The 26367-nt window shown below is 68.5% G+C and carries 22 protein-coding genes; 13 read left to right on the top strand and 9 right to left on the bottom strand.

Features of this window, described 5'->3' with window-relative positions; translation table 11 throughout:
- Nucleotides 1-219: 219 nt before the first annotated feature.
- Nucleotides 220-1419, bottom strand: a complete 1200-nt coding sequence (locus O9271_RS10185) for an amidase (RefSeq protein ID WP_298269054.1) — start codon at nucleotides 1417-1419, stop codon at nucleotides 220-222.
- Between the two features lie 68 nt (nucleotides 1420-1487).
- On the opposite strand from O9271_RS10185, the gene O9271_RS10180 reads away from it, so the two are divergent.
- Nucleotides 1488-1928, top strand: coding sequence for a hypothetical protein (locus tag O9271_RS10180; protein WP_298269052.1), 441 nt, complete (start codon nucleotides 1488-1490; stop codon nucleotides 1926-1928).
- A gap of 204 nt (nucleotides 1929-2132) precedes the next feature.
- On the opposite strand, the gene O9271_RS10175 is transcribed toward O9271_RS10180, so the two are convergent.
- Both O9271_RS10175 and O9271_RS10170 read right to left on the bottom strand, forming a co-directional pair.
- Complete coding sequence (locus tag O9271_RS10175; protein ID WP_298269050.1) at nucleotides 2133-3452, bottom strand: amino acid permease; 1320 nt, start codon at nucleotides 3450-3452, stop codon at nucleotides 2133-2135.
- Between the two features lie 4 nt (nucleotides 3453-3456).
- A complete protein-coding gene (locus tag O9271_RS10170) occupies nucleotides 3457-5496 on the bottom strand; it encodes a sodium-translocating pyrophosphatase (RefSeq protein ID WP_298269047.1) in 2040 nt (679 codons plus the stop codon).
- A gap of 252 nt (nucleotides 5497-5748) precedes the next feature.
- Between O9271_RS10170 and O9271_RS10165 the strand changes: the two genes are divergently transcribed.
- The 3 genes from O9271_RS10165 (at nucleotide 5749) to O9271_RS10155 (ending at nucleotide 10103) form a co-directional block, all read left to right on the top strand.
- Entirely contained in the window at nucleotides 5749-7644 is a 1896-nt protein-coding gene (locus tag O9271_RS10165; RefSeq protein ID WP_298269044.1) for a Xaa-Pro dipeptidyl-peptidase, read from the top strand.
- 136 nt (nucleotides 7645-7780) lie between these two features.
- The gene (locus O9271_RS10160; RefSeq protein ID WP_298269041.1) at nucleotides 7781-9682 is read left to right on the top strand and encodes a glycoside hydrolase family 3 protein; all 1902 of its coding nucleotides are present in this window, start codon (nucleotides 7781-7783) and stop codon (nucleotides 9680-9682) included.
- 31 nt (nucleotides 9683-9713) lie between these two features.
- Complete coding sequence (locus O9271_RS10155; protein WP_298269039.1) at nucleotides 9714-10103, top strand: hypothetical protein; 390 nt, start codon at nucleotides 9714-9716, stop codon at nucleotides 10101-10103.
- Here O9271_RS10155 and O9271_RS10150 read toward each other — a convergent pair.
- From O9271_RS10150 to O9271_RS10140, 3 genes are read right to left on the bottom strand one after another with little or no spacing between them, the layout of a single operon-like run.
- Nucleotides 10081-11148: a zinc ribbon domain-containing protein gene (locus O9271_RS10150; protein ID WP_298269037.1), complete on the bottom strand. Its 1068-nt coding sequence runs from the start codon at nucleotides 11146-11148 to the stop codon at nucleotides 10081-10083. The two genes, O9271_RS10155 and O9271_RS10150, sit on opposite strands and share 23 nt — an antisense overlap.
- Nucleotides 11149-11151: 3 nt before the next feature.
- Nucleotides 11152-11892, bottom strand: a complete 741-nt coding sequence (locus O9271_RS10145; protein WP_298269035.1) for an alpha/beta hydrolase — start codon at nucleotides 11890-11892, stop codon at nucleotides 11152-11154.
- Nucleotides 11889-12671: an enoyl-CoA hydratase/isomerase family protein gene (locus O9271_RS10140; protein ID WP_298269031.1), complete on the bottom strand. Its 783-nt coding sequence runs from the start codon at nucleotides 12669-12671 to the stop codon at nucleotides 11889-11891. Before O9271_RS10140 ends, O9271_RS10145 begins: the two co-directional genes overlap by 4 nt.
- 62 nt (nucleotides 12672-12733) lie before the next feature.
- Here O9271_RS10140 and paaA point away from each other — a divergent pair, with 62 nt between their 5' ends.
- The 4 genes from paaA (at nucleotide 12734) to paaD (ending at nucleotide 15345) form a co-directional block, all read left to right on the top strand.
- On the top strand, nucleotides 12734-13705 hold the full coding sequence (gene paaA / locus O9271_RS10135) for a 1,2-phenylacetyl-CoA epoxidase subunit PaaA (RefSeq protein ID WP_298269029.1): 972 nt from the start codon (nucleotides 12734-12736) through the stop codon (nucleotides 13703-13705).
- Nucleotides 13702-13995, top strand: coding sequence for a 1,2-phenylacetyl-CoA epoxidase subunit PaaB (gene paaB / locus O9271_RS10130; protein WP_343213885.1), 294 nt, complete (start codon nucleotides 13702-13704; stop codon nucleotides 13993-13995). Before paaA ends, paaB begins: the two co-directional genes overlap by 4 nt.
- A 79-nt stretch (nucleotides 13996-14074) precedes the next feature.
- Nucleotides 14075-14851 carry a 1,2-phenylacetyl-CoA epoxidase subunit PaaC gene (paaC, locus tag O9271_RS10125; RefSeq protein WP_343213896.1) on the top strand — a complete coding sequence of 259 codons (777 nt, stop codon included), beginning with the start codon at nucleotides 14075-14077 and terminating at the stop codon, nucleotides 14849-14851.
- Between the two features lie 5 nt (nucleotides 14852-14856).
- Nucleotides 14857-15345, top strand: a complete 489-nt coding sequence (gene paaD, locus O9271_RS10120) for a 1,2-phenylacetyl-CoA epoxidase subunit PaaD (RefSeq protein WP_298269025.1) — start codon at nucleotides 14857-14859, stop codon at nucleotides 15343-15345.
- A 642-nt stretch (nucleotides 15346-15987) separates the two neighbouring features.
- Here paaD and O9271_RS10115 read toward each other — a convergent pair.
- The 3 genes from O9271_RS10115 to O9271_RS10105 all read right to left on the bottom strand — a co-directional run bounded on the left by O9271_RS10115 (nucleotide 15988) and on the right by O9271_RS10105 (nucleotide 20240).
- The gene (locus tag O9271_RS10115) at nucleotides 15988-17577 is read right to left on the bottom strand and encodes an Ig-like domain-containing protein (protein ID WP_298269023.1); all 1590 of its coding nucleotides are present in this window, start codon (nucleotides 17575-17577) and stop codon (nucleotides 15988-15990) included.
- A 206-nt stretch (nucleotides 17578-17783) separates the two neighbouring features.
- Entirely contained in the window at nucleotides 17784-19925 is a 2142-nt protein-coding gene (locus O9271_RS10110) for a transketolase C-terminal domain-containing protein (RefSeq protein ID WP_298269020.1), read from the bottom strand.
- Between the two features lie 39 nt (nucleotides 19926-19964).
- Entirely contained in the window at nucleotides 19965-20240 is a 276-nt protein-coding gene (locus tag O9271_RS10105; protein WP_298269017.1) for a hypothetical protein, read from the bottom strand.
- 111 nt (nucleotides 20241-20351) lie between these two features.
- On the opposite strand from O9271_RS10105, the gene paaG reads away from it, so the two are divergent.
- The 5 genes from paaG (at nucleotide 20352) to paaZ (ending at nucleotide 26357) form a co-directional block, all read left to right on the top strand.
- Nucleotides 20352-21149 carry a 2-(1,2-epoxy-1,2-dihydrophenyl)acetyl-CoA isomerase PaaG gene (gene paaG, locus O9271_RS10100; protein ID WP_298269014.1) on the top strand — a complete coding sequence of 266 codons (798 nt, stop codon included), beginning with the start codon at nucleotides 20352-20354 and terminating at the stop codon, nucleotides 21147-21149.
- Nucleotides 21149-22345: a 3-hydroxyacyl-CoA dehydrogenase NAD-binding domain-containing protein gene (locus tag O9271_RS10095; RefSeq protein WP_298269011.1), complete on the top strand. Its 1197-nt coding sequence runs from the start codon at nucleotides 21149-21151 to the stop codon at nucleotides 22343-22345. Before paaG ends, O9271_RS10095 begins: the two co-directional genes overlap by 1 nt.
- A gap of 64 nt (nucleotides 22346-22409) precedes the next feature.
- Entirely contained in the window at nucleotides 22410-23639 is a 1230-nt protein-coding gene (gene pcaF, locus O9271_RS10090) for a 3-oxoadipyl-CoA thiolase (protein ID WP_298269009.1), read from the top strand.
- Nucleotides 23640-23649: 10 nt separating this feature from the next.
- Nucleotides 23650-24285, top strand: coding sequence for a transferase hexapeptide repeat family protein (locus O9271_RS10085; protein ID WP_298269007.1), 636 nt, complete (start codon nucleotides 23650-23652; stop codon nucleotides 24283-24285).
- A complete protein-coding gene (gene paaZ, locus O9271_RS10080) occupies nucleotides 24285-26357 on the top strand; it encodes a phenylacetic acid degradation bifunctional protein PaaZ (protein ID WP_343213895.1) in 2073 nt (690 codons plus the stop codon). Before O9271_RS10085 ends, paaZ begins: the two co-directional genes overlap by 1 nt.
- The last annotated feature ends 10 nt before the right edge of the window (nucleotides 26358-26367 follow it).

The following is a 26367-nucleotide window of genomic DNA, read 5'->3' as shown; positions in this document are numbered from 1 at the left end:
GCGTGGTGGGGGGCGTCGTGGTTAGGCAACATCACGGTTACGAGGCTGCAACGTGGGCGTAGTGTGCAAACGCGCGGCATTGCCTATTTTGCAGATACGTACCGGCGACCACCGTCAGCGCGGCTATGAAGCCCCTGGCGGCGGGACGCGAACCGGGCCTGTCACCGGTCCGATTGTTGGGATTGAATGTGTGCGTTCGTATTGCGTGGTCGCGAGAGGCTACGGCAGGTCGTGCGCGCCGTGGAGCAGGCGCGCGCACATGAGTAACGCCTCGTCCTTCCCGGGCGCCGCCAACAGCGACAACCCCACCGGCAATCCGTCTACCGACGCGAGGGGAAGCGAGAGCTGCGGCAGCCCACCGAGCCCAGCCGGGCAGAGCAGGGCCAGCATGCGTTCGCGCACCGCCACCGTTTCCTTGGGGGGCAGTCCACGCATGGGCGCGACGTCGGGTGCGGTGGGCATGAGGAGCACGGTGTCGCCGGCGAGCAGCGATGCGAGATGCTCGCGAATGACGAGGCGCTTCGCCGTCATCGCCGCTACTTCGCGCATGTCGACGTGCGATACCGCCTCGAAGCGCGCGGCGACCTGCGCGCCGAAGGCCGGGCGTGTCGCCTGCACCCAGGCGGCATGCGTCTGCCAGATGTCGGCGTACTGCAGCACGCGAAACACCTCGAACCATGCCGCCAACCCTTCCGGTGCCAGCACCACCGGCTCGGCGGTGCCAAACAGCGCTTCTGCCGCCGCCACGGCGGGCGCCAGCGCCGCGGCAGCCGCGGGGGTGGCCTGCGCAAAGGCGTCGGTGGCCACAAGCAAACGGACACGAGGGAACGGCGCGGGGATCGATGTGCCCAGCAGGACATGCCCCACGCGCGCCAGCACCTCGGTATCGCGCGCAAACCAACCGCACGTGTCGAAGATGGGGGCCAGTGGACAGGCGCCCTGCAACGAGATGCGGCCATGTGTTGGCCGTATGCCGTAAATGCCGCAGAAGCTCGCCGGCGCGCGCACCGACCCGCCGGTATCACTGCCAATGGCGAAGTCCACCAGGCCGCCCGCCACGGCCGACGCGGAGCCGCTCGACGATCCCCCCGGTACCCGATCGGGGGCTGCGGGATTGACCGGCGTACCGTAGTGGGCATTCTCACCCGTGAGGCTGAAGGCCATCTCCTCGGTGTGTGTCTTGCCAACCAGGCGCGCGCCGGCGGCAAGCAGCGCCGACAGCACCGGCGCATGCGCGTCAGCCGCCGGGTGCGTGCGCAGCCAGTCCGGGCTGCCGAAGCCAGTGCGATGACCGGCAACGTCGAAGAGGTCCTTCAGGCCGAAGGTGAGCCCGTCGAGCGGACCTGACGCCGTGGGAGGCAGTTCGACGTGCGTGTGACGACAGAAGGCGTTGTGCGAGTCGCGGTCGAGGATGGACATGGCGCAAGTATGCGCCGCGGTACTGTTGCCCGGCCAGTCCGTCGCGGTCTCGTGACTATCTTTACTGCATGTCCGAGCACGCCCGCACGCGCACCACCCCCGAGTCGCATCTCATCGAGCGGCAACGTGCCACCGCGCACGCGCGCGCCTGGGCGGGGCAGGTGCGCATTACCAGCGACCACGGTACGGTCACGGTGCCCGGCGTCTGGCATCTCGAACTGCCGCATGAGGTAAGGCCGCTGTGCTACTCACGAAGCGGCGCGCTGACGTTGCCGCCAGCGGCGGATATGCCGGCGTGGCGTGAGCATCTCCTGCAGCTGGTCACGCTCGGTGTCCCCGGCATGCAGTTGCGTGTGCACGCTGGATCCGCAGCCGGGTGGCACTCCCTCGAGCTCGCCGCGCCAACCGCGCCACTCTCGGTCGTGCATATCGACCGCGACGGACTCCGCTCGCTGCTTGGGCCCATGGCGCAACTCGAGATGTCCGTCAGCCTCACCTCCGCGGACTGAAGCGGTCGGGGTCGATGTCGGAGTCGGGGTCGGCAACGCGCCCGCTCCGAGCGCACCGAGGCGGTCGAGGGCACAGAGGTCTGCCGCGCACCGGACACGCAAAGCATGTGCTGTTCTCCGTGCCCTCACTCCCCTCCGTGAGCTCGGTGTGCACGCTGTTCGCGACCCGAACCTCGACCGCGCCCAAGACCCCGACGCAGACCCCTACGCCACCCCCACCCGCTTCCCCGCCCGCGCCGCCACCAGGTAGAACAGCGATGCGGCACCGATGGTCAGCAGCAGCACGGTCCACTCGGCCTGCGTAATGCTCGTGAGCAACCAGGCAATGAGCGCGATCGTGATGAAGGGCACCAGCGGCCCGCCCGGTACCGAGAAGGGGACAGCGCCCTCCTGCCGGATGCCACGCTTGCGCAGCATGAACGTGGCCGCGGCACACCCGGCATACAGCAGCAGCGCGGCGAGATTGGAGATCACCGCCAGCTGTTCGAACGAGTTGAACACGGCGAGGGCGCCCACCAGCGTGGTCTGGATGACAATGGCCACGTGCGGGGTGCGGTAGCTCGGATGCACGGCGCCCACCACCTTGGGCAGCAGGCCATCCTCGGCGAAACGGAAGAGGGCCCGCGGCACGGCGAGCGTCATGCCGCTCACGTAGCCGAACATCGAAATGGAGGCACCTACGAGCAGCAGCAGGCGCCCCGGGGTGCCGAGGAAGCTCTCTGCCGCAAAGGCCAGCGGCGCCGCCGTGCTCGTGGCGAGCGCGTTACCGAGCAGCCCCGCCGCCACCAGATGCACCGCCAGGTAGAGCAGCGTCACACCAATCATGGCAATGGCGAGTGCGCGCGGCACCGTACGTGCGGGATCGCGAATCTCGCCGCTTGGTACCAGCGCCGTCTCCACACCACTGAACGCGAACACCAGCACGATGGCCGCGCGGGCCAGACTCGACGGCCCGGGCATGTCGCGAATGGCGAGGTTGTCCGGCTGAATGAAGAACACGCCGATGGCGACGAACGCGATGAGCGGCAGCAGCTTGGCCACACTGGCCACGACAATGAGCTTCGTGCCCTGCTCCACGCCGCGGATGTTCACCCACGCAAGCAGCAGGAACATGGCCACGATGACCGGCACACGGATGGACGGCAGGCCGAAGAGCGCCCCCAGCCCCTCGGCAAAGGCCGAGGCCACCCCGGCCACGGCGGTAGTCCCCAGCATCCACAACAGCACGCCGGCGAGAAAGCCCACATAGCGGCCAAAGACCGCTTCCACGTACGCATACGGACCGCCGGTCAGCGTGATGCGGCTGCCCGCTTCCGCGAAGCAGAGCACCACGAAGCCCATCACCGCCGCGCAGATGAGGTACACGAACGGCGCCGCGGCACCAGCCGCCGCGGCGGCACCGGCGGGGAGACGGAAGATGCCGCCACCCACGGTGACGTTGAAGATGCTGGCCGCCAGGGCCCAAACGCCAACCGCGCGGACCAGTTCCGGTCCGCGCGGCGACGCTGCTGAAGATGCTGTCACTAGATCAAGCCTTGGAGAGCAGCGGAATGAGCAGGAGGGCCACGATGTTGATGATCTTGATGAGCGGGTTGATCGCGGGGCCGGCCGTATCCTTGTACGGATCACCCACCGTATCACCCGTGACCGCGGCCTTGTGGGCATCGCTGCCCTTGCCGCCATGATGTCCTTCTTCGATGTACTTCTTCGCGTTGTCCCAGGCACCACCACCGGTGCACATCGAGATGGCCACGAACAGACCGGTCACGATGGTTCCCATGAGCAGGCCGCCGAGCGCGGCGCCGCCAAGCACGAGACCCACGATGGCCGGAATCACGAGTGGCAGCAGCGAGGGAAGAATCATCTCGCGGATGGCCGCCTTGGTGAGCAGGTCCACCGCGCGATCGTACTGCGGCTTCTGCGTGCCCTTCATGATGCCGGGCAGTTCCTTGAACTGACGACGCACTTCCTGTACGACGGCACCCGCCGCACGACCAACAGCGGTCATGGCCGACGCGCCGAACAGGTACGGAATCATGCCGCCGATAAGCAGACCAATGACGACCTTCGGGTCGTCGATGGAGAAGTTCACCGGCGCGCCGAGGTGCTCACCGAGCTTGCTGCTGTAGTCGGCGAAGAGCACCAGCGCCGCGAGACCGGCCGAGCCGATCGCGTAGCCCTTGGTCACGGCCTTCGTCGTGTTGCCCACGGCGTCGAGCGCGTCGGTGGTCTTGCGGATCTCGGGGCCGAGATGGCTCATCTCGGCGATACCACCGGCGTTGTCCGTGATGGGGCCGTACGCGTCGAGCGCCACGATCATACCGGCCATCGAGAGCATTGAGGTGGCGGCGATGGCCACACCGTAGAGGCCCGCGAACTGGTAGCAGGCGTAGATGGCGCCGGCCACCACCAGCACCGGTGCCGCCGTCGAACGCATGGACACCGCGAGACCGGCGATCACGTTGGTGCCGTGCCCCGTTTCCGACGCCTTCGCAATTTCCCGCACCGGCCCGTACTCCGTGGCCGTGTAGTACTCGGTGATCACCACGAGTGCCGCGGTAAGCACGAGACCGACCATCGCACAGAGGAACAGGTTCGTGCCCTGCTCGCCGGGGAACATGCTCTGCGTCACGAAGAAGAACGCAATCGCCGCCAGCACCCCCGACACGATGAGGCCGCGGTACAGCGCGTTCATGATCTTGCCGCCCGGCTTCACGCTCACGAAGAACGTGCCGATGATCGACGCGGGGATGGACACCGCGCCAAGCACGAGCGGATACAGCACACCCGTGTTGCCGTACGTGGAGTAGCCGAGCCCCGCCACGAGCATCGCGGCGATCACGGTGACCGCATACGTCTCGAACAGGTCGGCCGCCATACCGGCGCAGTCACCGACGTTGTCGCCCACGTTGTCCGCGATTACCGCGGGGTTGCGCGGATCGTCTTCCGGGATCCCCGCTTCGACCTTGCCCACTAGGTCGGCGCCCACGTCGGCGCCCTTCGTGAAGATGCCGCCGCCGAGGCGGGCGAAGATGGAGATGAGCGACGAGCCGAAGGCCAGGCCGACCATGGGCTCCAGCGCGTGCTTCACCGCCTCCTCGCCCGTGGCATCGCCGATGGCCACCATGTAGAAGCCGGCCACGCCCAGCAGACCAAGTCCCACCACCAGCATGCCGGTGATCGCACCGCCCTTGAAGCTGATGTTCAGCGCCGCATTGAGGCCCTTCGTCGCCGCCTGCGCGGTACGCGAATTGGCGCGTACCGACACGAACATGCCGATGAACCCGGCCACGCCCGACAGAATCGCCCCGATGGCGAAGCCGATGGCGGTGAGCCAGCTGCCGAGGCCGAGGCCGACGGCAAGGAAGAGGACCACGCCGACCATGGCGATGGTGGTGTACTGACGCTTCAGGTAGGCATCGGCGCCTTCCCGAATCGCGCCGGCGATCTCTTGCATGCGTTCGTTGCCGGCAGGCTGGGCAACGATCCAGCGCGCCGACACGATGCCGTAAACGATGGCGATGGCCGCGCAGCCGAGCGCGAGGAAAATGGCGTACTGCTCGAGCACGTGTGGGTGGGTGGGAGGAATGGCAGACCGGCCGGAGGGCGGCCGGTTCGGGGGTATCCCGCGGAAAATCACTGGCGGAGCGGGATGTCGCCAGTAGCGGTCCCTTTGGCCCCCCGGCCACCCCGGCCACCCCGGCGACTGCGCCGCGGCGGGCTCGACGGTGGCACCGCCGGGCGTCAGGATGGGCGGATGATAGATTCCGCCACCAGCGCCCGCTGTGCTCGCCGCACTCCTCCCTCCGCACCCTGCCACATGCCTGCCGCGCGTTCCACGTTGCGAGTTCGTCTGGTTGCCCCCCTGCTGCTGGCGGGGATCGTGAGTGCCTGTCGTTCCAGCGGCGGGCCGGCGGGCAGTCTGCCGGCCGGCAGTACGCCGGCCTCCGGCGGGACCGTACCCGCCCCCTACGTCATTACCGACGGGCAGTCCCAGGTGACCCCCGCCTTTGCCGATTCCTCGCAGTGGGTGCGGGAGCGCCTGTGGGTGGAAACGGAGTTCGACTCCGACTATGACGGCCAGAAGGACCGGGTACACGTGGACGTGACCCGGCCGGGCCCTACGGCGAGCGGCCTCAAGGTGCCGGTGGTGTACGAAACCAGCCCCTACTTTGCGGGGACGGACCCCAACGAGGACATCTTCTGGCCCGTGAAGCAGGAGCTGGGGGCGCCGCCGCCGTCGCGGACGCTGGGCAAGGGGGCGCCGTACCGTGGGGATCGCGCCCGCATCTCAAACTCGCAGGTGCGCATCTGGGTGCCGCGCGGCTTCGCGGTGGTGCACTCTGAGTCGCCGGGCACGGGGCTCAGCCAGGGGTGCGTCACCATTGGCGGGATGAATGAATCGCTCGCCCCGAAGGCCGTCATCGACTGGCTCAACGGGCGCGCCAAGGGATACACGACCGCCACCGGCGGTACGGAAGTGACGGCGACCTGGGCGACGGGCAAGGTGGGGATGACCGGCACGTCGTTCAATGGCACGCTGCCGGTGGCGGTGGCCACGACGGGCGTGAAGGGGCTCGAGGCCATCATTCCCGTGTCACCGAACAATTCCTACTACCGCTACTACCGGTCGAACGGGTTGGTGCGCAGCCCCGGCGGCTATCTCGGTGAAGACGTGGACGTGCTGTACGACTTCGTGCAAAGTGGCGACACGGCCCGGCGGGCGCTCTGCCACGCGCGCGTGCGCGACGACATCATGCGCAGCATCGATCGTCGCAGTGGTGACCTGAGCGACTGGTGGGTGAAGCGCGACTACATCGCGCAGGCGAAGGGGATCCGCGCCGCCATGCTCACGGCGCACGGCTTCAACGACTGGAACGTGATGCCGTCGCACACCACGATCATGGCGGAGGCGGTGCGGGCCAACGGCGTGCCGGTGCAGATGTATTTCCATCAGGGTGGACATGGTGGCGAGCCGCCGCTGGCCATGATGAACCGGTGGTTCACGCGCTACCTGCTGGGGGTACAGAACGGGGTGGAGCAGGACCCCCGGTCCTTCGTGGTGCGCGAAGGCGCGTCCCGTCAGAGCCCCACGCCCTATGCGGCGTATCCGCACCCCGAGAGCGCGCCGGTGGAGCTGTACCCCCTGAAGGGCGGCGCCCAGATTGGCGGGCTCGGCTTCGCGCGGCCGGCCGGGCAGGGGAGCGAAACGCTCACCGACGATGTGTCCCAGAGTGGCGCGCAACTCGCCATGGCCGCGTCGTCGCCCCATCGCCTGCTCTACGCATTGCCCACGTTCGCGCAGCCGGTGCACATCAGCGGCACCGCGCGCGTGACGATCCGCGTGTCCTCCACGAAGGCGGCGGCCAACCTGTCGGTGTGGCTCGTGGAACTGCCGTATCCCGCCGGCACCAACGGGGCGATGGATCCGCGCGGTATCGTGACCCGCGGCTGGGCCGATCCGCAAAACACCAAGTCGCTGCGCAGCAGCGCCCCGCTGCGCGCCGACGAGCCGGTGTCGCTCACCTTCGACCTCGAGCCCGACGACCAGATCATTCCCGCGGGCAAGCGCCTGGGCTTCATGATCTTCTCGAGCGACAAGGAGTTCACGCTCTGGCCCAGCGCTGGCACGCAGCTGCGTGTGGATCTCGATGCCACGGCCCTGGTGCTTCCGGTGGTTGGCGGCAAGGCGGCGCTCTCGCGCGCGGTGCCGTAAGACGTGAGTGCTCTCGCTGTGAGCGTTGGCGTTTCCGGGGACCCGGCGTCCGGGGTAGTGTAGATTGTCAACGCACGCCGGAGTCCCTGGGCGCAGCCCCCGACTGCGGCACACATTTCCCTCCGTTTTGTTCACCATGGCGCGTGCCTGGTTTCTGCCCCTGAGCACCGTGCTGGCGGTCGGTTGTGCCGCCGCCGGCTCGCGTAGCTCCACCGTTCCTGCCGCACCGGCCGCCGCTCCCGCGGCCGGGGCGATGGCTGCCGCGCCGGCTGCCGCCGCTCGCGCCACCACGACACGCGCCGAGTGGGTCGATTCGGTGCTCGCCACGCTGAGCGTGCGCCAGAAGGCGGCCCAGATGGTGTGGGTGTGGACGCTGGGCGACTACACGGCGGCCGATGCGCCCGCGTTCGCCGCCATTGCCCGCCAGATCACCGATCTCGAACTCGGCGGCGTCATCGTGTCGGTGGGCGGTCCCATGGACATCGCCACCAAGCTCAACGCGCTCCAGCGCGCTGCCAGGCTGCCGCTGCTCGTGGGCGCCGATCTCGAGACGGGCGCGGCGTTCCGTGCGCGCGGAGGCTGGTTCCTTCCCAACGCCATCGAGCTGGGCGGGGCCACGTCGTTCCCCTATCAAATGGGTATCGGTGCCACGCGTGACCCGAAGCTTGCCTACGAAATGGGACGGGTCACGGCGGTGGAGGGGCGGGCCATGGGCATTCACATGGCGTTCGCCCCCGTGCTCGACGTGAACAACAACCCCAAGAACCCGGTCATCAGCGCCCGCTCGTTTGGTGAGGATCCGGGACTCGTGTCGGAGATGGGCGTGGCCCTGATGCGTGGCATCCAGGAGCACGGCATGCTCGCCACGGGTAAGCACTTTCCGGGGCACGGCGACACGGAGCAGAACTCGCACCTCGAACTGTCACGCGTGAACGTGTCACGCGCGCGCCTCGACAGCGTGGAGCTGCGCCCGTTCCAGGCGGCCATCGACGCCGGGCTGCGCGGCATGATGACCTTTCATGGCGATCTGCCCGCTCTCGACACCACGAAGACGGCCGCCACGCTCAGCCGCCGGGTCATGACCGACCTGCTGAAGAACGAGATGAAGTTCAGCGGATTGCTGGTCACCGATGCGCTGGACATGAACGGCGTGCTGGGCAACATGACCATGGGCGAGGCCACGCTGCGCGCGGTCGAGGCGGGGAACGATGTCCTGCTCATGCCCACCGATGCCAAGGTGAGCATCGACGCCGTGGTCGAGGCGGTGGCCACGGGACGCATCACTGAAGCGCGTCTCGACGAGTCCGTGCGCAAGTTGCTCGCGGCCAAGCACGAGTTCGGCTTGCACCGCAGTCGTCTGGTCGATGTCGAGGCGGTGCGCACGACGGTCGGGTCCACCGCCAACCAGACACCGGCGCGTGACGCCGCCGCCAAGGCCATCACGCTCGTGCGCGATTCGCTCTCGCTGGTGCCGTTCACGCTGGCTCGTACGGCGCGTGTGGTGAGCATCACGGTGTCGTCGCGCGTGGACTTGAGCGCCGGCCGCAGCTTCGACGCGGAGCTGCGCAGTGCGTACCCCAACCTGCTCTCGCTCACGCTCACCCCCGAGGTGGTGGCCGAAGCCACCGCCGGTGCCGCCGCCGGCAATACGGGGGGGTATCGCATTACCCCTGATCCCACCATCCTCCCCGCCTCGGTGGAGAACGCGCTGGCCATTGCGCGAGGGGCCGACCTCGTGCTGGTGTCCAGTTACATCGGTGCGGCGACGAACACGGCGAGCATGGTGCCAACCAAGGGATTGCCGGAGCTGCTGAACGGGCTGCGCGCCGCCAGCACCAAGGTGGTGCTGGTGAGCTTCAACAACCCGTACCTGCAGCTTGGGCTGCCGCTCACCGAGGCGCATCTGCTGGCCTGGAGCCCGTGGACCGCGTCACAACGCGCCGCGGCGCGGGCGCTGCTGGGGCGCGCGCCGATCACCGGCAAGCTGCCCATCACCCTTCCCGGTGTCGCCGCATACGGCGCCGGACTGACCCGCTGACTCTCACGGTCGCCTCACCGGGCGCATTCGCATGATCACCACACATCGTCGTACCCTGGCCGCCCTGGCCCTGTCCGCTGCCTCGTTCGTTGCCGTCGGCACCGCCATGGCGCAGCGTGTCGCCACCGATCTCTCGGGCATCTGGAACTTCAAGGTCGTCACGGAAAACGGGACGGGCACGCCCACCGTCACCATCAAGCAGCAGGGTGATTCTCTCACCGGCACCTACGAGTCGGGGCGCATGGGCACCCTCCCCTTCAAGGGCACCACCAAGGGGAACAGCTTCAGTTTCGCGGTGAGCACCAGCGGCGGCGCCACGCTCACCTTTGCCGGCACTATCGTGGACAACGATACGGTGAAGGGCGATGTGGACTTCGGAGGTCAGGGGGGCGCGACCTTCACGGGCGAACGCCGGAAGTAACGGTACTCTGCGCCGCCGGCACGCCGCAGTCGGGACAGTACGGGAAGAACGCATTCTTGCGTACGCCGCAGGCTCCGCAGCTGTCGAAGAGGCGCAGGCCGCAGTGCACGCAGAAGTTCACGAACCCCTGCGGCCCCTTGTTCACGGCGCGTTCACATCCCGGGCACACGCCGCCATTGATGCGCTTGATGGCGGCTTCGTACGGCATGGCCCGCCGGCGTTCGGCATCGCTCTGCTGCTCCACCTGCTGCCGCCGCGCCACGTAGAGACGCATGGCGCGAATGATCCACACGCCGCAAACGCCCGACGCCACGATCCCCACGCCATAGCGTACGTAGCCGCCATAGCTCGGCAGATACGGCACCAGCTCCACGAAGAAGGCGAACACCGCGAAGAGCACGAAGCCACGCAGCAGCGGCCAGTATTCACTCTGCCGCTTGCGCGCCACGAGCCACCCGGCCACGAGCAGCAGCGGCAGCGTCAGCGCCAGGCGGATGGCGAAGGTGGCCAACTCCTGCCGGAAACGCGCCCGCTCGTAGGGCCCGGTGGCGGCGCGCTCGAGGTCGCCCTCCGCCGTGCGCGTGTTCTCCTGCGCCTGCGCCACCGCCAGCAGCGTCGCATCGTACCCTTCGACACGGCGCTCCGCCTCGCGCTCGATGGTCTTGAGCGAGTCCAGCGTTCGCGTGCGCTGCAGCACCTCCGGATCCTGCTGCGGATCGGTCGTCGCCGTGCGCGTGATGATCCAGGCGTCGAACTGCGCACGCGCCGCGGCGTAACCGTTGCGCGCGACGGCCAGTTCCTGCGTGGCCCGGTCGCGCGCCTCCTGGGTGCGCCGGTTCTCCTCCAGCAACGAGTCACGCCGCGCGCGCAGTGGCGCGAGCTTGCTGGGCTCGATGAAGTCCGTGAGCGACACCGCGCGATCGACACCTGGCAGCTCGCTCACGATCTTGCCGCCCAGGCCGATCAGGAACGAGGCGAACACCAGTGAGACGGCCCACATGGCCATCGCGAACAACCGCTCGGGGACGCGCAGGGCACGGAACATCTCTCAGCCTCCGGTGGACAGTCGCTGTGCGAGGTCACGCACCTCGCGGGCAATGAGCCCCACATCCACCTTCTCGATGGGATGCGGCGTATCGGCGAGCAACGACGCTCTGGCATGCGGCAGTCGCGAGGCGGCATGCGCGGTTTCCTCGAGCGACACGGAGTCGTCGCGGTCACCCACGAGCAGGTGCACCGGGCAGTGGATCAAGGCGAGCGTCTCGTCGGTGAGCACCGGGGCATCCCCCAGTTGGCGCAACAGCCGTGCCGTGTGGGCGAGGACCGTGTCCCAGCCGCCCGCGCCCTGGTGCCGCTCCGCAAGGGTGGCGGCAAAGGCCGGCACTTTCTCGCGAATCAGGTTGGCATCGAGCCGGGCGGCCGCTCGCGCGGCGATGGCCGGCGTCCAGTGCAGCATGGTGCCCAGTGTCACCACGCCGCCAATCGTCCCCGGCGCGCGCAGTTCACGCACCAGCGCGACGTAGCCACCCATGGAATAGCCGAACACCAGCGGACGCGTGATGCCGGCACGCGCGATGGCCTCGCCAAGGGCGTCGGCCAGCACGATCATGTCGAAGGGCTGCCCCGTCGCCAGCGCCGTCTCGCCGTGTCCCGGCAATTCCATGGGCACCACGTCGGCAAACTGGCGAAGCGCGCGCAACGCCTCCACCACCGGCGCCATCTGACGGGCACTGCCCAGCGCGCCGTGGACCACCACCACCGCCGGCACCAGCGGGGTGGCGGCGGTCATTTGCCCTTGAAGCTGCTGATGGCCCGACGGGTGAACTCCGACAGGACGAGGGTGCCGCTCATGCCGGCCCGTTCGGCGAGCAGCGCATCCCAGGATTCGGTGCCCGCCCAGAACACCTGCTTCATCATGGCCATGGCGTCCGGATTCGCGGCCGCCAGCGTGGCAGCCTGGGCGTCCACCGCGCTGTCGAGCGCGGCCACATCGGACACCACCTTGGCGTACAGCCCGCGGCGTTCGCACCACGCGGCGTCGCGCCAATCGGCATCCACCGCCATCTGGCTGAAGCTGGCGAGGCCGATCTTCTTTTCAATGACCGGGCCGACCACGAAGGGGCCGATTCCCACGGCCAGTTCACTGAGCTTGGCCGAGGCCTTCTCCACGGCCACGGCGAAGTCGGAGGCGGCGATGAGCCCCACCGCCCCGCCGGCGGCCTTGCCGTGCACGCGCGCCACGACGAACTGCGGGGCGCGGATCATGGCCAGAATCACCCCTGCGAAGCCGCTGAAGAAGCGCTGCCCCTGCTCGCGGTCTTCGATGGCGGCCAGTTCGTCGAAGGACGCGCCGGCACAGAAGGGGCCGCTGCCGGCGCTCTGCAGGACGATCACCCGCACGTCGGGGGTGCGGCTCACCGCGGTCACCGTGGCCGCCAGTTCCTGTAACACGGCGCTCGGGAGCGAATTGCTCTTCGGGTGGTGGAATTCGATGCGGCCGACGCCAGCACTGACGTGGGTCCGGACGTAGCCATCCGGACCGGATTCGATGGGGGAAAAGGGCGACATGCGGGGAAGATAGCGCCCGGTTCCAATTGTCGAAGCCGGTCGCGCCTTGGTACCTTTCCTCCATGGACCAGACCATGCCCGTCCCCACCGAGGATTCGGCCCTCCTGGCCGCCTTCGAAGCCCGCATCGCCGCTGGCGAGAGTATCGAGCCGAAGGACTGGATGCCGGATCGTTATCGCAAGCAGCTCACCCGGATGATGTCGCAGCATGCGCACTCCGAAGTGGTGGGCATGCTCCCCGAAGGCAACTGGATCACGCGCGCGCCCAGCCTGCGTCGCAAGTTGTCGCTCATCGCCAAGGTGCAGGATGAAGCGGGCCACGGCCTGTACATCTACTGCGGCACCGAGACGCTGGGCGTCGATCGTCACGAACTCGTCGAGCAGCTGCTCGACGGACGGGCGAAGTACTCGAGCATCTTCAACTATCCCACGCTCTCGTGGGCCGACATGGGCGTGATTGGCTGGTTGGTGGATGGCGCGGCGATCGTGAACCAGACGGTGCTCGCCAAGGCCAGCTACGGCCCGTATGCGCGCGCCATGGTGCGCATCTGCAAGGAAGAGAACTTCCACAAGCGCCAGGGCTACGAGATCTGCACGGTGCTCGCCAACGGCACGCCGGCACAGAAGGCGATGCTGCAGGAATCGGTGAACCGCTTCTGGTGGCCGGCGCTCATGATGTTCGGCCCCAGCGACACGAACTCGCCCAACAGCGCCGAGCTGCTCAAGTGGCGCGTGAAGCGCAAGACGAACGACGAGCTGCGTACGCGCTTCGTGAATCTCACGGTCCCGCAGGCCATTGCCCTCGGCATCACGCTCCCCGATCCGGATCTGCGCTTCGACGAGGCGACCGGCAACTGGGCGATCGGCGAGATCGACTGGAGCGAGTTCCACGAGGTGCTCAAGGGCAACGGCCCCTGCAATCACGAGCGCATGGCGGCGCGTCGGAAGGCGCACGACGACGGCGCGTGGGTGCGGGCCGCGGCCACGGCGCACGCGGACAAGCAGCGCGCCCGCAAGGACACGGCGGCGGCATGAGCCTGCCAGACGGTCAGTGGCCACTGTGGGAAGTCTTCACGCAGGGCGCGCGCGGCGAACCGTTCGAACACGCCGGGAGCGTGCATGCGGCCGACGCGGAGCACGCCATGCAGAACGCGCGTGACGTGTATACGCGTCGCGGCGAGGCGGTGAACCTCTGGGTGGTGCCGAGCAACGCGATCGTCGCGTCCGCGCCGAGCGACGCTGGCCCGTTCTTCGATCCGGGCAACGACAAGCCGTACCGTCATCCGCAGTTCTATGTCGCGCCGCGCGGCGTGCGCATTTTCTGAGGCGGGCGTGGCTCACGACGACACCGAATCCACCGGCCCGACACGCGCCGGCGTGATCAACAAGGCGCCCGATTACCCCATCGCGGCGCCGCGGCAATACCCCATCGCCAATCCGCTGGCGGAGTACCTGCTGCGCCTCGGCGACGACCGCCTGGTGCTGGGGCATCGCGTGAGCGAATGGTGCGGACACGGCCCCATCCTCGAAGAGGATATTGCACTCTCCAACATCGCCCTCGACCTCATCGGTCACGCACAGAGCATTCTCGCGCTCGCCGGCGCGGTGGAGGGGCAGGGGCGCGATGAGGATGCGCTGGCGTACTTCCGCGACGGCACGGCGTTTCGCAACGCGCTGCTGGTGGAACAGCCCAACGGGGACTTTGCGGTCACCATGGTGCGTCAGTTCCTGTTCGACGCGTACAGTGTGCTGCTCTGGGATCAGCTGTCGCGGTGCGCGCACGCGCCGCTCGCGGCCATCGCCGCGAAGTCGCTCAAGGAGGATCGCTACCACCTGCGTCACAGCAGCGAATGGGTGGTGCGCCTGGGTGACGGCACCGACGAGAGCCACGCGCGGACGCAGGCGGCGCTCGATGCGCTGTGGCGTTTCACCGGCGAGCTGTTCGATCGCGATGCGGTGGACGACGCCGTGGCGCAGCAGGGCATCGCCGTGGACCATGCGGCCATCCGGGCGCTGTGGGACACGCTGGTGAACGACGTGCTGCAGCGCGCCACGCTCACGCGCCCCGCCGACGGCGGGATGCGCCGCGGCGGTCGTCAGGGGCGCCACGGCGAAGCGCTGGGGCACATGCTCGCCACCATGCAGAGCGTCGCCCGCGCGCATCCCGGCGCCACGTGGTGAGTGTGATGCTCACGCGGGACGAGGTCTTCGCGGTGCTGCAGACGGTGCCGGACCCGGAAGTGCCGGTGATCAGTGTGGTGGAGTTGGGGGTGGTGCGCGACGTCGACATCACTCCCGATGGGGTGACGGTGACGATGACGCCCACGTACTCGGGGTGTCCGGCGATGCGCGAGATGGAAGCCGATGTGAAGGCGGCGCTGCTGGCGCGCGGGGTGCCGAACGTGACGGTGCACATGACGCTGTCGCCGGCATGGACGACGGACTGGATCGGTGAGGAGGCGCGCGAGAAGCTGCGCCGCTACGGCATTGCGCCGCCGGGGCGCGCCGATCAGGGCGGCTTCGTCACGCTCACACGCGCGCGGCCCGCGGTGGCGTGTCCGTTCTGCGGTTCCACCGACACGGTGCTGCAGTCGGAGTTCGGGTCGACGGCGTGCAAGGCCATCCACACATGCCGTTCGTGCGGCTCGCCCTTCGACGAGTTCAAGGCGCTCTAACGGCGCGGGTCGTGGCGCGGGTCGTGGGTGGGTCGGGGTACTGCCACCACGGTCTGGGTACTGCCACCGCGGTCTGGGCACTGCCACCACAGTCGGGGTCTTCCTCCAGTCAGGGTCTGTGTCGGGTCGGGGTCTCCACTGCAGTCGGGGTTGGGGCTCCGGTCGGGCCTTCGCTGCGCTGGGCGTCTGGGGGCGGCAGTCGGGGCCCGGACGGCGAATGTTGTACTCCGCGCTGACGGCAGGACGAGTGTCCGGGTCGCGGTCGGGGGGCGCAACGCTGCGCTGGCGCGTCGGGGTCGAGGGCGGGGCCCAAGCGCCGAGCGCAGCGAAGGCCCGACCGGAGCCCACGCCCCCGACTGCCACCCCCAGACGCCCAGCGCAGCGTCGGCAAGACCGGAGCCCACCCCCCGACTGCCACCCCCAGACGCCCAGCGCAGCGTCGGCAAGACCGGAGCCCACCCCCCGACTGCGGTAAAGACCCCGACCCGACGGAGACCCCGACTGGAGGAAGACCCCGACTGTGGTGGCGGTACCCCGACCGCGGTGGCGGTACCCAGACTGCAGTGGCGGTACCCCGACCCCGACCCAAACAAAAGGCCCCGCGAGACGAACTCGCGGGGCCTTTTGCGCGCGGTAAAGCGATTACTTGAGGTCCTTGAAGCCGAGTCGGCCGTTGCGCTCGTCTGCCGAACGGCAGCCCGTCGGCGCGTTCTTGCCGTCCAGCAGCTGCCAGATCTCGACGCGGCGGTTGTCCGCCTGCGCCGCCCGGTCGCCGCGGGCAATGCGACCCCGGTTCGCCGGCGGCGGCTCGCTCTCGTCGGCTCCCGCCGTCGTCACGAGGCACTGCTCACCGAAGCTCGACCACACGATGCGGTCCTTCAGCATCGCCGCATCCTTGCCGGCGAGACGCAGCAGCTGCTTCATCACCGCCTCGGCGCGCTTCTTCGCCAGCGCACTGTTGTACGCCTCCGAGCCGTAGCGGTCCGTGTGCCCCTCGATCGAGATGCGCAACGACGGCAGGCGCTTCATGGCCTCGATCACGACCCTGAGCGTGTCGTTGCCCGCCTTCAGCACCGTCGCCCGGTCGAAGTCGAACAGCGCCCGGTCGAGCGCCACGCTCACCGCCTTCGGCGCCACGCACTCCACCGACGCCGTCTCGCTCTTCGAACTGCCGTACGCCGACTTCGACGCCGTGATCGTGGTGCTGCCACCGGCGTTGCACGTCACCGTGCCGTTGTTCACCGAGGCGATCGACGCGTTGGCCGAGCTCCAGGTGACCGCGCCGAGGTCCACGTTGTCGGCGTCGACAGCCTTGGCCGTGAAGCCGAGCGTCTTGCTGACATCGGTCGAGCCGCTCTTCGGCGTCAGCGTAAGCGTCCACGCCGGCGGCGGCACCGTGACGGTGGCCGACGCCGTGCGCTGCAGCTTCTTCTGCGTGCCCGTGCAGGTGATGGTGGCCGTGCCGTACTTGACCGCCGTCACCTTGCCCGTGTTGTCCACCGTGGCCACCGAGGCGTCGCTCGACGCGCACGCCAGATCCTTCACGTTGCGCAGCTGAATCATCTTCCCCTTCGCATCCGCCGCGCTCAGCGCGAACTGACGGTCGGCGCCGCGGTTCACCGTGGCGCTGGCCGGGTCGATCTTGAGCGCCCAGTCGAACTTCTCGACGGTCGCGCACCCACCGCGCAGGGCGTAGGTCACGCCGGCGCGGATGCCGAGATTGCGCGACGTCCCCGAAAGATCCTGCTCGTTCGGCGACGGGTTGCGGTCCATGAGACCGTCGATGCGCGCGCCCCACTTGCCGCTCGAGCACAGCTTGAGGCCGGCGAGCGCCGAGAAGCCGTCCTCGAACTCGTTGGCCGTGGAACGGCCGTCGTAGATCGAGTTGACGTAGCCGGCGCCAAGCACCAGCGCCGCCTTCTTGGACGACGTGAGGGGCAGCGTGAACGTGCCGAGAATACGGGCCGGACGATAGGTGATGTCCTCGAACGGCGCGCGCGTGGCCTTGGTGGGCCCCAACTGCACGTCGCCCTGCACACCGAACCACTTGTATACCGACGCGCTGAACATGCCGCCAACGGCCGCGACATTGTCCATCTTGATCTTCTCGTCAAGCCTCGTGAACTGACCGAAGGCACCGATCTCGATCCGCTCACCAAGGCCCTGAGCGTGGGCCGTCGGCACCGCCGCGACCGCCGCGAGCAGCGAAAATCCGACCAGCTTGTTCTTCATGGCGTCCTCTGGGTTAAGCCTGAGTAGCGGGCCGTCGTGGCCCACGCTCGCCCGATGGCCCTTCGCCGTGGGGGGAGCACTGCAATAGTAAGTGATGTCGCACACATGCGATACGTCACGACAGCTTGACGGTCGGACTTATTGACCGTCACAGATCAGCTCGTTTCCGTATTTCGGAAAGGTCCGCGGCGATGACCGCCGGTGCCTCAGATCGCGAGCAGCGCCTCCAGGCGCTCACGAATCCGTGCCGCCGTGGGCACCACCGCGTCGAGCAGGTCGGGATGGTACGGCACGGGAATGTCGCGCGGAGCGAGCCGCTCCACCGGCGCGTCCAGATACCAGAAGGCCTCCTGCGCCAGCGTCCCCGCAATCTCCGCCCCGAACCCGGCCGTGAGGCTGTCCTCGTGCACGATCAGGCAGCGCCCGGTCTTCCGGACGCTCGCCAGCACCGCCTCGCGATCCCAGGGCGAGATGGTGCGCAGATCGAGCAGCTCCACCGCCTCCGCCTGCGCCAGCTGCCCCACGGCGTCCACGCACCGGTGCACCATCGCGCCCCACGTCACCAGCGTGATCCGGTCTCCCGCCTGCACCACACGCGCTCGGCCCAGCGGCAGCACATAGTCGTCACCGGGATACCGCGCGCTGCCGTCGCCCGTCATGAGCAACGATCGGTGCTCGAAGAAGATGCTGGGGTTGGGGCTGCGCATCGCCGCGCGCAGCAGCCCCACGGCGTCGGCCGCGTTGGAGGGCATGATCACCTGCCACCCGTACGCGTGCGCAAAGCGCACTTCGTCGCTCAGCGAATGCCACGGGTCGCCCACGTCCTTGCCGAAGCCACCAGGCATGCGCACCACGATCGGGGCGGCAAATCGATTGGCCGTGCGCCAGCGCATCGTGCCGCAGTTGTTCAGCTGCTCCGCTGCCGGATCGGCGTACTTGCGGAACTGGATCTCCGCGACCGGCACCAGCCCGCCAATGGCCATGGCCACCGCGCGCCCGATGATCCCCTCTTCGCTCAAGCTCGTATCGAAAACGCGGGCTGCGCCGAACTGCTTCTGCAGTCCCTCGGTCACGAGGTGCACGCCACCCTTGCGCCCCACATCCTCGCCGAACACCACCACCTTGGGGTTGGTGGCGAGCTCGTGTCGCAGCGTACGGCGGATGGCTTCCGCGAAACGCAGCAGCTCGCCCCCCTCCTGTGGCACATCCGTGCCGCCCAGCGCGGCACGTTCGGCGCGCGACAGCCCACCCATCGCCTCGTGCGGAGCGTGCTCGTCGGCAAAGACATGCTGCGCCACCGTGCGGGGATCCGGGTTCCCTCGGGCACGTGCCGCCTCAAGCGCCACCTGCACATCACGCGCGACTTCTCCCTCCAGCGCGGCCCACTCACCGGCGCTCATGAATGCCGGCACCAGGTACTCGCGCAGCTTGGGGAGCGGATCGCGCGCCAGATCGGCCGCGATCTCCTCGTCCGTGCGATACCCCTTCTGGTTGTCTGGCCCAGAATGACTCGACAGCCGCGGCACCGTCAGGCGCACCAGCGCGGGGCCACCGCCGCCGCGCACATGGGCCACCGCTTCGGCCAGCTTCGCTGACGCATCGTGCGGGTCGCAGCCATCGCCGTTCAGCACGTACAGGTTGCTGAACGACGCGAGATTGCGCGCAATGTCGCCTCCCGGGGTCTGCATGTCACCGCGCACGCTGATGCCGAGGTCGTTGTCCTCGATGTAGAAGAGCATGGGCAACGACAGCGTCGTGGCCATGGTGAGCGCGGCCCAGAAGCCGTTGGTGGCCACCGATCCGTCGCCGCCCAGCGCCACGCTCAGGCAGTTTGCGTAGCTCGCGTCAGCCAGCGTATCGCGATGGTACACGATGTTCTGCGCCCACCCGGCCGCCGGCGTGTATTGCGACCCCACATCGCCGGCCATGGGAAGGACCGTGCACCCCGTAGGATTGGGCAGGTTGCACACCACGCCAATGTCGCGCCCGTCGCTGAAGCCCCCCGCGCGTCCGAGCGGACTCCCCAGCGCATCCTCGATGCTCAGCCCCAGCGAGAGGAGCAATGGGCGCGACCGGTAGTAGGCGCCCGCGCCATCGTGCGTGCCGGTGAGCAGCGACCCCAGAATGCTCTGCGCCATGTCGTGACCGCGCGCCGAGAACTGATAGAGCACCAGATGCTCGCGCGGGACGGTCGCACGCTGCTTGTTGGTCTGCTCTTCGACATCGTCGAGGGCGCGCGACACCAGCGTGTGGTAGGCAATGCGGCGCCAGTCGAACCCGGCGCGAGGAGTTACGACAGGCGGAGCGCTCACACGGGGCGCCGCTCGCACGGCAGTCTTGGCAGGCATAGACCAGTAATCTGCCAGTGCGCGCCCCCGGATGGGAGTTTACCCGGCGATCGACCCCACATCGGGGACCACCGCGCCGATGCCCATGAGCGTCAGACGGGCCACGGCGGTGATCGCCGGAATCCCCACGCCGATGGCCACAAGCAGCAGGTTGGCGGCCAGCCAGAGCGCCGTGTAGCGCTGCACCAGCTCCCGGTCCCGTCGCGTGAGCAGGACCGTGATCGACGCCACGTTGAGCACCAGCAGGGCGCCCAGCGCCCCGGCGAATGCGGTCCAACCCAGACTGCCCAACCAGTGCGTCAGCGACGTGAGCATGCGCGGTTCTCCAGTGGAGGTGGGACCACCGGCCGATTGTACGGTGTGAACCGCGATTGCGCGAGAGGGGCACCATCGGCGCTACCCGGACCCCCATGCTACTTTTGACACATGACCTCCCCCGCTCCCACGCTCCTCGTTGCCCGGGCGAACGGCGTCCTCACGCTCACGCTCAACCGCCCCGACGTTCTCAACAGCTTCACCCGCACCATGGCGGCTGCCCTGCAGGCGGCGCTCGCCGAGGCCGCCGCCGATGACACGGTACGGGCGGTGGTCATTACCGGTGCGGGGCGCGGCTTCTGTGCCGGCCAGGACCTCGCCGAGGCGCTGCCGCGCGATGGTGGGCCGATCCCGGACATCGGGGAGATCGTCGCGGAGTGTTACAACCCCATCATCCGCGCCATTCGCACGCTGGAGAAGCCGGTGCTGTGCGCGGTCAACGGCATTGCCGCGGGTGCCGGCGCCAACCTCGCCTTCGCCTGCGATCTCACGATTGCCGCCGACAGCGCAAGCTTTGTGGAGAGCTTCGCCAAGCTGGGGCTCATTCCCGACACGAGCGGCACCTTCTTCGTGCCGCGCCTGGTGGGGATGCAGCGCGCCACGGGCATGTTCTTCCTCGCCGAAAAGATGCCGGCGGCGAAGGCGAAGGATTGGGGGCTCATCTGGGATGTGGTCCCGGCGGCCGAGCTCATGGCAACCGTAACGACGCTCGCCGAGCAACTCGCCTCCCAGGCCACGCGCGGCTTCGGTCTGACCAAGCGTGCGCTCAATGCGAGCTTCGCGAATGGTCTGGACGCCCAGCTCGACGTGGAAGCGCAGGCGATGCACGAGGCCGGACGTACCGCCGATTACGCCGAAGGGGTGCGCGCGTTTCTCGAGAAGCGGGCCCCCGTGTATCAGGGGAAGTGATGGCGGCGGCATCGATTGGGGTGGTCGGCGCCGGCGCCATGGGGGCCGGCATCGCACAGGTGGCCGCCGTACACGGGCACCCGGTGCTGCTCGCCGATGCCATGCCGGCGGCAGTTGCCCGCGCCCGCACGGGGCACGACAAGGCCATGGCCCGCGAAGTGGAGAAGGGGCGACTCTCGCGCGAGGCTGCCGACGCTGTTCTTGCGCGCATCACGTACGTGGAGGGCGTCAGCGCCGAGTTGCTGGCCGCGCTCGCGCCGTGCGACCTGGTGATCGAAGCCATCGTCGAGAAGCTGGACGCGAAGCAGGCGCTGCTGCGCACGCTCGAGGGCATCGTGACCCCGTCCGCCATTCTGGCCTCCAACACGTCATCGCTCTCGATCGCCGCGCTCGCCGGCGCGTGTGCGCACAAGACCCGCGTGGTCGGCGTGCACTTTTTCAACCCGGCGCCGGTGATGCCGCTGGTGGAGATCATCCCCGCCATCACCACATCGCCCGACGTGACGGCGCGCGCCACGGCGCACGCCGCCAGCTGGAAGAAGGTCACGGTGCGTGCGTCGGATACGCCGGGCTTCATCGTGAATCGCGTGGCGCGCCCGTTCTACGGCGAATCGCTGCGCCTGCTCGAGGAAGGGGTGGCCGATTGCGCCACCATCGACTGGGCACTGCGCACGGTGGGCGGCTTTCGCATGGGCCCGTTCGAGCTCATGGACTTCATCGGGCACGACGTCAACTTCGCGGTCACGCGCTCGGTGTTCGATGGCATGTTCCACGACCCGCGCTATCGCCCGAGCCTGCGCCAGCAGCGGCTGCTCGAAGCGGGATGGCTGGGGCGCAAGTCGGGGCGCGGCTTCTACGACTATGCCGAAGGCGCCCAAACGCCAGCGCCCGTGGAAGACCCCGTGCTGGCGCAGGGAATCGCCGATCGGGTGCTCGCCATGCTCGTCAACGAAGCCGTGGAGGCGGTGCACCTCGGCATCTGCACGGTGGCCGACGTGGAACTCGCCATGACCACGGGCGTGAACTACCCGCGCGGCCTGCTGGCCTGGGGCGACGAGATCGGGGGCGCCACGGTGCTGGCCCGGTTGCAGGCGCTGCAGTACGAAACGGGTGACGATCGCTATCGCCCCAGCGTACGGCTGCGGCGCGCCGTCCAGGCCGGGGCCTCGCTGCTCGACCCGCGGCGGTACCCGTGACACCGCGTTCGGTTCAACACGCCGCCCGGCCACACGTGCCGGGTGCCCATTTCGGATGATCCCCATGAGCAGTCAGCAGGCCTATCTCATCGACGGCGTGCGCACGCCCATTGGCAACCTCGGCGGCGCCCTGGCCCCGGTGCGCGCCGATGACCTGGCGGCCCACGCCATTGTGGCGCTCATGGCGCGGATCACGGCGCAGAGCCCGTCGTTCGATGCGGCCGCCATCGCCGACGTCATCCTCGGCTGCGCCAATCAGGCGGGCGAGGATAACCGCAACGTGGCACGCATGGCGGCGCTGCTCGCCGGCTTGCCGGTCACGGTGCCCGGCGAGACGGTCAATCGACTCTGCGCCTCTGGGCTGTCGGCGGTGGCGGGCGCGGCGCGCGCCATTCGCGCCGGCGAGGGCGATGTGTACATCGCCGGCGGCGTGGAGAGCATGACCCGCGCGCCGTACGTGATGAGCAAGGGCGCCACGCCGTTCGCGCGCGATGTCCAGCTCTTCGACACCAGCCTCGGATGGCGCTTCGTGAACGCGCGCATGAAGAGCCTGCACGGCACCGACAGCATGGGCGAGACCGCGGAGAACGTGGCCGCCCAGTATGGGGTGAGCCGCGCCGACCAGGATGCATTTGCCGTCCGGTCGCAGCAGAAGGCTGCCGCGGCGCGCACCGCGGGCCGCCTGGCCCTCGAGATTGCGCCGGTGAGCATTCCGCAGAAGAAGGGCGAGGCGCTGCTGGTGGCGCACGACGAGTTCCTGCGCCCCGACACCTCGCTCGAAACGCTCGGCAAGCTCAAGCCGGCGTTCCGGCACGACGGGCAGGGGAGCGTGACCGCCGGCAATGCCAGTGGGCTCAACGACGGAGCGGCGGCGCTGCTGCTGGCCGGCGAGGCTGCACTGTCGCGATTCGGCCTCGTACCCCTCGCGCGCGTAGTGGCGAGCGCCGCGGCCGGCGTGGAGCCGCGCATCATGGGCATGGGGCCCGTACCCGCCACACGCCTCGTGCTCGAGCGCGCCGGGCTCACCCTCGACCAGATGGACGTCATCGAACTCAACGAGGCGTTCGCCGCACAGGGGCTCGCCTGTCTGCGCGAACTTGGTGTCGCCGATGACGATCCCCGCGTGAATCCCAACGGCGGGGCCATTGCGCTCGGGCATCCGCTGGGGATGAGCGGCGCGCGTCTCGCGCTCACGGCGGCGTACCAGTTGCGTGCAACCGGTGGCCGCTATGCCTTGTGCACCATGTGCATCGGGGTGGGGCAGGGGTTCGCCGTCGTGCTCGAGCGCGTTTGAGTCGCCCGGCATGATCTACGCGTTCGAGGACTTCATCCCCGTGGTGCACGAGAGCGCGTTCGTGCACCCGCAGGCCGCCGTCACCGGCAACGTCATCATCGGCCGCAACGTGTACGTGGGCCCCGGGGCCGCCATTCGGGGCGACTGGGGCGGCATCGTCATCGAAGACGGCTGCAACGTCCAGGAGAACTGCACCATTCACATGTTCCCGGGCGTCGTCGTGACGCTCGAAGCCGGTGCGCATATCGGGCACGGCGCCATCGTGCACGGCGCCCGCATCGGGGCGAACAGCCTCATTGGCATGAACGCGGTGATCATGGACAACGCCGTGGTGGGGCAGGGGTGCATCGTGGGCGCCCTCTGCTTCGTGCCCACCGACATGGTGATCCCCGACCGCAAGGTCGCGGTGGGGAACCCGGCGAAGATCGTGAAGGACGTGAGCGACGAGATGCTCGCGTGGAAGAGTGACGGCACCGCGCTGTACCAGCAGTTGCCGAGTGCCATGCGCGCCAGCTGGCGCGCCGTGGATCCGCTGCGCGAGGTACCGGCCGACCGACCGGTGCAATCCGCGATGCTCAGGAACTGGAAGGACACGCAGCGTCAGGCGCCGGCGATGTCCGAGACCACCCGTACGGAGACTCGATGATGTTCATCCTGCAGAACTTTGCGCTCGGCGAGTGGGTGGAGGGTGCCGGCCCCAAGACCGATCTCATGCACGCCGTGACCGGCGAGAAGATCGGTGAGGCGTCGAGCCATGGTCTCGACTTCAAGGCCATGCTGCAGTACGCACGCCGGGTCGGCGGGCCGGCGCTGCGCGCCTACACCTTCCATCAGCGGGCGATGATGCTCAAGCGCATCGCCATTGCGCTCATGGAGCGCAAGGAAGAGTTCTACCCGCTCTCCTCCATGACGGGCGCCACGCGCGCCGATTCGTGGGTGGACATCGAGGGCGGGATCGGCACCTTCTTCGCCTACGCCAGTCGCGGTCGTCGGGAGTTCACCAACGAGCGCTTCCATGTGGAAGGGCCCACGGAACCGCTGTCCAAGCACGGCACGTTCGTGGGGCGCCACATCCTGGTGCCCATGGAAGGGGCGGCGGTACACATCAACGCCTTCAACTTCCCCGTTTGGGGCATGCTGGAGAAGCTGGCCCCGGCGCTGCTGGCCGGGGTGCCCTGTATCGTCAAGCCCAGCACCACCGGCAGTCATCTCACGCACGCGGTGTTCAAGGCCATCCTCGACACCGGCGAGTTGCCCACAGGTGCGCTGCAGCTCATTTGCGGCGAGGCGCGTACGCTGCTCGAGCACGTGGAAGAGCAGGACATCGTGGCCTTCACCGGCTCGGCGGCCACCGGACAGAAGCTCAAGAGCGCGCCCAGCATCCTGCAGCACTCGGTGCGCTTCAACATGGAAGCCGATTCGCTCAACTGCTCCATTCTCGGCCCCGACGCCGTCCCCGGCACCGAGGAGTTCGACCTCTTCATCAAGGAGGTCACGCGCGAGATGACGTCGAAGGCCGGGCAGAAGTGCACCGCCATTCGTCGCACGATCGTACCCGCGGGACTCGAGGACGCGGTCATCGCGGCCCTCGCGAAGCGCCTTGGCAGCACCACCATTGGTGACCCCACGGCGGAGGGCGTTCGCATGGGACCGCTCGCATCCCGAGGGCAGATGAAGAGCGTGGCCTCGAGCGCGGAGGCCATCCGCGCGGCGGCCGAGCGCGTGTATGGCGGCGGCGACTTCGCGGTGGTGGGTGCCGATCGCGACAAGGGCGCGTTCTTCGCGCCGGAGCTGCTCTACTGTGCGGATCCGCTTCATCGTCTCGAGCCGCACGACATCGAAGCCTTCGGCCCTGTGAATACGGTCATGCCGTACCGCGATCTCGGCGAAGCCGTGCAGCTGGCGCGCATGGGACGCGGCTCGCTGGTGGGTTCGCTCATTACGCACGACCCGAAGGTGGCCCAGGAGGTGATCCTCGGTGCTGCCTGCTTCCATGGGCGCATGCTGGTGCTCGATCGCACCAGTGCCAAGGAAAGCACGGGTCACGGGTCGCCACTGCCCAATCTGGTGCATGGTGGTCCTGGCCGTGCCGGTGGTGGCGAGGAGATGGGAGGCGCGCGCGGTGTGACGCACTATCTGCAGCGCGTGGCGCTGCAGGGGAGCCCCAGCATGCTCACCGCCATCACCCGTGAGTGGACCAAGGGCGCCGAAGAGAAGCAGGATGTGGTGCATCCGTTCCGGAAGACGTTCGATCAGCTGGCGGTGGGCGACACCCTCATCACGAAATCGCGCACGATCACGCTCGACGACGTGGAAGCGTTCGCGAAGCTGAGTGGGGATACGTTCTACGCGCACATGAACGACGAGGACGCGCGCAGCAACGGCGTCTTCGAGGGGCGCGTGGCGCACGGGTACTTCGTGGTGTCGGCCGCGGCCGGCCTGTTCGTCGACCCCGATCTGGGCCCCGTGCTCGCCAACTACGGCCTCGAGAAGCTGCGCTTCACCAAGCCCGTGTACCCCGGCGACACCATCCATGTGCGGCTCACGGTGAAGCAGAAGACCGCCAAGGACACGCCGGAGGGCACCATTCCGCAGGGGGTGGTCGAGTGGGACGTGGAGGTCATCAACCAGCACGGCGAGCCGGTGGCGGTCTACTCCATCCTCACGCTGGTGCGGCGCGGGGACGTCGCTCCCGTCGCGACGACACACGCGGCCTGACGGCCCTCCA

Source organism: Gemmatimonas sp., assembly GCF_027531815.1.
Classification (GTDB): Bacteria; Gemmatimonadota; Gemmatimonadetes; order Gemmatimonadales; family Gemmatimonadaceae; genus Gemmatimonas.
The sequence above is the reverse complement of the archived record's forward strand: the minus strand, read 5'-3'. Positions and strand labels throughout refer to the sequence as shown.

What these genes read in the sequence shown, in the direction of transcription:
- O9271_RS10185 (WP_298269054.1), bottom strand. Translation starts at nt 1,419, where the DNA reads ATGTCCATCCTCGACCGCGACTCGCACAACGCCTTCTGTCGTCACACG.
- O9271_RS10150 (WP_298269037.1), bottom strand. Translation starts at nt 11,148, where the DNA reads ATGTTCCGTGCCCTGCGCGTCCCCGAGCGGTTGTTCGCGATGGCCATG.
- O9271_RS10165 (WP_298269044.1), top strand. Translation starts at nt 5,749, where the DNA reads ATGCCTGCCGCGCGTTCCACGTTGCGAGTTCGTCTGGTTGCCCCCCTG.
- O9271_RS10105 (WP_298269017.1), bottom strand. Translation starts at nt 20,240, where the DNA reads ATGCTCACGTCGCTGACGCACTGGTTGGGCAGTCTGGGTTGGACCGCA.
- paaA (WP_298269029.1), top strand. Translation starts at nt 12,734, where the DNA reads ATGGACCAGACCATGCCCGTCCCCACCGAGGATTCGGCCCTCCTGGCC.
- O9271_RS10095 (WP_298269011.1), top strand. Translation starts at nt 21,149, where the DNA reads ATGGCGGCGGCATCGATTGGGGTGGTCGGCGCCGGCGCCATGGGGGCC.
- paaZ (WP_343213895.1), top strand. Translation starts at nt 24,285, where the DNA reads ATGTTCATCCTGCAGAACTTTGCGCTCGGCGAGTGGGTGGAGGGTGCC.
- O9271_RS10085 (WP_298269007.1), top strand. Translation starts at nt 23,650, where the DNA reads ATGATCTACGCGTTCGAGGACTTCATCCCCGTGGTGCACGAGAGCGCG.
- O9271_RS10140 (WP_298269031.1), bottom strand. Translation starts at nt 12,671, where the DNA reads ATGTCGCCCTTTTCCCCCATCGAATCCGGTCCGGATGGCTACGTCCGG.
- paaG (WP_298269014.1), top strand. Translation starts at nt 20,352, where the DNA reads ATGACCTCCCCCGCTCCCACGCTCCTCGTTGCCCGGGCGAACGGCGTC.
- O9271_RS10110 (WP_298269020.1), bottom strand. Translation starts at nt 19,925, where the DNA reads ATGCCTGCCAAGACTGCCGTGCGAGCGGCGCCCCGTGTGAGCGCTCCG.
- O9271_RS10160 (WP_298269041.1), top strand. Translation starts at nt 7,781, where the DNA reads ATGGCGCGTGCCTGGTTTCTGCCCCTGAGCACCGTGCTGGCGGTCGGT.
- O9271_RS10155 (WP_298269039.1), top strand. Translation starts at nt 9,714, where the DNA reads ATGATCACCACACATCGTCGTACCCTGGCCGCCCTGGCCCTGTCCGCT.
- pcaF (WP_298269009.1), top strand. Translation starts at nt 22,410, where the DNA reads ATGAGCAGTCAGCAGGCCTATCTCATCGACGGCGTGCGCACGCCCATT.
- paaB (WP_343213885.1), top strand. Translation starts at nt 13,702, where the DNA reads ATGAGCCTGCCAGACGGTCAGTGGCCACTGTGGGAAGTCTTCACGCAG.
- O9271_RS10145 (WP_298269035.1), bottom strand. Translation starts at nt 11,892, where the DNA reads ATGACCGCCGCCACCCCGCTGGTGCCGGCGGTGGTGGTGGTCCACGGC.
- O9271_RS10180 (WP_298269052.1), top strand. Translation starts at nt 1,488, where the DNA reads ATGTCCGAGCACGCCCGCACGCGCACCACCCCCGAGTCGCATCTCATC.
- O9271_RS10115 (WP_298269023.1), bottom strand. Translation starts at nt 17,577, where the DNA reads ATGAAGAACAAGCTGGTCGGATTTTCGCTGCTCGCGGCGGTCGCGGCG.
- paaD (WP_298269025.1), top strand. Translation starts at nt 14,857, where the DNA reads ATGCTCACGCGGGACGAGGTCTTCGCGGTGCTGCAGACGGTGCCGGAC.